Annotated in this window: 4 protein-coding genes; all 4 read right to left on the reverse strand. The window is 70.6% G+C overall.

Annotated features, from left to right (window positions below; all coding sequences use genetic code 11):
- Positions 1-12: 12 nt before the first annotated feature.
- Complete coding sequence (locus D7V97_RS40435) at positions 13-1,074, reverse strand: glycosyltransferase family 4 protein (protein ID WP_120615895.1); 1,062 nt, start codon at positions 1,072-1,074, stop codon at positions 13-15.
- A 29-nt stretch (positions 1,075-1,103) separates the two neighbouring features.
- Positions 1,104-1,634, reverse strand: a complete 531-nt coding sequence (locus D7V97_RS40440; RefSeq protein WP_120615896.1) for a serine O-acetyltransferase — start codon at positions 1,632-1,634, stop codon at positions 1,104-1,106.
- A gap of 101 nt (positions 1,635-1,735) precedes the next feature.
- A complete protein-coding gene (exoM, locus tag D7V97_RS40445; RefSeq protein WP_120615897.1) occupies positions 1,736-3,253 on the reverse strand; it encodes a spore coat polysaccharide flippase ExoM in 1,518 nt (505 codons plus the stop codon).
- On the reverse strand, positions 3,250-4,500 hold the full coding sequence (gene exoL, locus D7V97_RS40450) for a spore coat polysaccharide deacetylase ExoL (protein ID WP_120615898.1): 1,251 nt from the start codon (positions 4,498-4,500) through the stop codon (positions 3,250-3,252). The genes exoM and exoL overlap by 4 nt, the downstream gene beginning before the upstream one ends.
- Between the last annotated feature and the right edge of the window lie 27 nt (positions 4,501-4,527).

Here is a 4,527-nt window from a genome sequence, read left to right on the forward strand (position 1 = left end):
CCACCCACCCCGTCACGCCGCCTTCACCGTTCCTGCACCCGCCATGCCTGACGGCATCAACTCCGCGTACACGTCCAGCAGCACCGGTCCCGCATCCGGAGCCCGCACCGTCGCGGGGCCCGCCTTCAGCGCCTCGCTCACCGCCGCCGCCAGCGCGTGCGCGTCCCCGGCCTTGAACAGCCGCGTCCCCTCCGGGCGCGCGCACACGTCGCTCGCCACGCAGGGCACGCCCAGCGCCAGCGCCTCGCGCACGGAGAGCGAGTCCCCGTCGTGCGTGGTGGGCCGGAGGAAGACGTCGCTCCGGGACAGCAGCCCCAGCGCGTTCGCATGCTCCAGTTCGCCCAGGTCCTCCAAGAGCCCCGCCACCCCCAGCTCGCGGGCGTCGCGGACGAACTCCTCGGAGCGCGTGCCCGGGCCGAACAGCGCCAGGCCGACGTGGGGATGCGCCTGGGCAATCAGCTTCAGCGCCCGGAACATCTGCTTGCGCCCGTACACGGGCGAAGGGTGGTGCGCCATCGTCAGGAGCGGCTGCCGGCGCGCTCGCGCGGCCTCCACTTCCGGCGTCACCGGACCGGGCTGCACCTGCGACCCACAGAAGGCCGGAAGCACGAGCACCTTCCGCGCCGGCACGCCGCACGCGACCACCGCGTCGCGCACCGCCGGAGACACGGCCACCACCCGCGCATAGCCCGCGAGCGCCGTGCGGGCGAAGACCCGCCGGGCCTGGGACGCCGCCAGGTAGTCGGGGATGAGCCCCGAGTGCAGCGTGATGACGCGCGGCGAGCGGGGCCCGGGCATGCTGCCCACCAGCGCCGCCAGCATCCACGCCTTCGGGTTGTTGCCACTGGTGTGCAGGTGGACGGTCCAACCCGCGGAGGTGAATCCCGCGAGCCGCAGGCCGAACGCAGCGGCGCCTTGCACGGGGAGGACGTCCGGAGCCGGCCGGCCACCCTTCCCGATATCGAGCACCTTCGCTTCGACCCCACGGCCGCGAAGAAATTGATGGAGTTGTCGGACGTGAATGGCCACGCCCCCGTAGGGCGGCGGGTAGTCTCCGACGAGCAGCACGCGCATGGGCAAGCTCCTCTTGTCCTGAAGACGGCCTAGCGGGCCGAGGCCTGCGCCGCGGGCCGGGGAACCTGGGTGAGCTTCGTCGCCGGGCGCGCGGGCAAGAGGCCCATCTCGCGCTGGTACGTGGTCAGCGGATCCGGATCCTGGCGGATCACCTTCGCGGGCACGCCCGCCACCACCGCGCCCGCGGGCACGTCCTTCACCACCACCGCGTTGGCGCCAATCACCGCGAAGTCGCCCACGTGGATGTTGCCCAGCACCTTGGCCCCGGCGCCGATGCGCACGTAGTCGCCAATCACCGGCGCGCCTTCAATGCCGGAGCGGCCGCCAATGGTCACCTGCTGGGAGATGAGCACGTGACGGCCCACCTTCGCCGCCTTGTGGATGACCACGCCGATGCCGCCGTAGCCCAGCTGCGTCCCCTCGCCCAGCTCGGCGTCCTCGGGGATGTACGAGCTGTGCAGGTAGTAGATGGCCTTGCGCAGCACGGCCGGCAGCAGCGGAACACCGCGCATCCGAAGCCCATGCGCCATCCGGTACAACGTCATCGCGTCGAATCCCATCACGCCTCTCCCTCGCCCTCGCCCGTACTTCGTGCCGCGGAAACTAGGTACCCACGCGTGGACAGGGAAGTCCTCCCCACGCGTCTGATTGCGGACAACGTTCACACCGCCCGGCGGGGCCTCAGGGACTGCAAGGCACTCAGGGGACGCACGCCCTGCGCGTACAGGCCCACCACGTACCCGACGACGAAGAGCAGCCCCGCCACCGCCAGCGGCAGCACGCGCCACAGGAAGCCCGCGGGCAGGTTCATCCACGCGTCGTGCGCGCCCGAGCGCAGCAGGAAGATGCTCCCCCCCGCCGCCACCGCCGCCAGCGACGCCTGGCCCAGCTCCCGCCACGGAATGACGTCCTTGAGGCCCAGCTTCCGCTGCGGCGTGGACAGCGCCGCGGGCACGCGGGACAGCAGCATGCCCTTGCCCACGACCTCCGCCAGCGCCCAGGAACCGATGCCGCCCACCATGCCGAAGTGCTTCACCCCGAACCACAGGAGCGGCACCGTCACCACCGCCTTCACCAGGTACGAGGCGAAGATGGCGCGCGTGAGCCCCCGGGCCCGCAGCGTGCCATCCATGGGCAGGATGGACAGCACCACACCCAGCACGCTCACCCGGAAGATGGGGACCGCGGGCAGGAACTTCTGGCCGAACATCGCCCCCACGAACTCCGGCGCCGCCGCGAAGAGGAACGCCGCGAAGGGCAGGAACACGTACGCCAGCTTCCCGGCCGCCTCCCGGAACGCGTCCACGCCCTCTTCCAGCCGGCCCTCACGCTCCAATTCGCCCAGGCGCACCATCAGCACCTCGCTCGTGGGCGTGTAGAGCAGGTCCACCACCGGCAGCTGGAAGCAGCCCACCCGGTAGAGCGCGTACACCGCGGGGGCCACCACGCCCGCCACCGCATACAGGTGCGCGTTCTGCTGCGGGATGGCCAGGCACATCGCCGCGCCGAACGGGGCCGAATACAGCAGCTGCTCGCGGAACAGCTTCCGGTCCACCAGCGGACCCTGGGCGCCGCGCAGCGACACCAGCCACGTCGCCGCGTAGCGGAGCCCCGCGAACGCGGCCACCGCGATCATCATCCCGTGCAGCGAGAAGCCCAAGAGCGGCGGCACCACCATCACGCCCGCGCGCACCGCGTCCGACACCAGGTACACCACCGCGGACGCCTTCGTCTTCCCCTGACTGGTGAGGGAGATCTCCAGCGGATAGCTGCCCAGGAAGAACGCCGTGTAGAGGGCGAGCGACGCGCGGTACTCCATCAGCGCCGGGTTGTTGAAGTAGGCCGCCACGTGGCCCAGGAAGGCCCACACCAGCGCCGCCGCCACGAGCCCCGCGCCCGTCACGAAGAGCAGCGCGTGGCCCAGGTAGGGCCGCTTCGCCTCCGCGCGGGGCAGGAAGTAGTAGAGGCTCTGCGCCACGCCGAAGGGCAGCACGTAGGAGAGCGTCGTGGCGATGAGGAACAGCTGGTAGTACGTGCCGTACTCGTCCAGGCGAAGCACCCGGGCGAGCACGAGCGGAATGGACAGCGTCAGCCCGGCGGTGAAGAGCCGGGCCAGGACCAACGGGCCGGCGCGCCCCAGGAACGACGGGGACACGGCCGGCTTGGGTGATGCACTCACTGGAGCTCCTCCGGCTGCGCCGCCTCCTGAACCAGGGCCGCGTCCGCCGCCAGCACCACCTGGGGACTGTTCACTGCCGCGCCAACCCCCACGTCCGTCGCGAAGTCGGGCTCTGTCACCTGCACGACTTCCACCGGCGTCACCTTCGACAGCGTTGCCGCCCGGACGACAATGTCCTGGATGACCACCTGGTTGGCGTCCGTCGCCGGAGACAGCACGTGCTGCCGGTGGCCCAGCACCGGGTGGCTCATGCCCAGCACGCCGAAGCAGTCGTCGAACTGGCACACCGTCAGCGCCGACGAGTAGTCCCCCATCATCCCCAGGCTGAAGTTCTCCCACATCACCTTGCGCTTGAGGGCGAACGGGTCCCCGCCCACGCGGTTGGGCAGGTCCTCCGTGGTGACCCCCGAGCGGAAGCCGTTCTCGCGCAGGATCCGGATGATCTCATCCGAGTACCAGCCGTTGCAGTACGCGAAGTCCTGCACCTGGACGCCCACCTCGCGCTCGATGGTGCGCTTGGACTCCACGATTTCATGCTCCACCACCGCGGTGGGCTCCTGCGTCAGCACCGTGTGACCCAGCGTGTGCGCGCCGAACTCGAAGCCGTCGCGCGCCATGCGGCGCACCTCGTCCCAGTTCATCACGTCGCCCTGTTCGGGAACGAGGTCCGCCCCGCCGCCCAGCTGCTGCTCCAGGCTGTCGATGATGCCGGTGAGGACCCGCGTGGGGTGCTCACCGATGAAGTCGTCCAGCGCCGCGGACACCGTCTTGTGGCCGGAGAGGATGGGCCCCAGCAACTGCACCGACGGGCCAGGCATCGTGTCGAAGTCGGGCCGGAAGCGGCGGTCCTGCACCTTGCGCAGCAGGTGGAAGAGGCGGTCGTGGTTGAAGCGCTTGTCGGTGTTGATGAAGGCCGTGGGCAGGTAGGTGATGGCCGGCACGCCCATCTGCTTGAGCACCGGGTAGGCGTACCGGTAGACGTCGCGGTAGCCGTCGTCGAAGGTCACCACGAACAGGTCCTTCTTCGCCGTGCGGCGGCCCGCCATCACGTCCACCGCGTCGCCCAGGCTCGCCAGGTCGAAGCCCGCCGCGTGCGCCTCTTCCAGGTGCCGGCGGAAGGTCTCCTGGGAGATCAGCAGGCCCGGGATGGAGCGCTGCAGTTCCCCCGTGAAGTCGCTCACCACGCGGTGGTAGCTCACGATGAGGATGCGCCGTCCGCCCGACTGCGACCGGCGGTACGCCGCCATCGCCTTGCGCGCCCCGCTGTAGTGAAG

It is taken from the genome of Corallococcus sp. CA053C (assembly GCF_003611675.1).
In the GTDB taxonomy this organism is placed as follows: Bacteria; Myxococcota; Myxococcia; order Myxococcales; family Myxococcaceae; genus Corallococcus.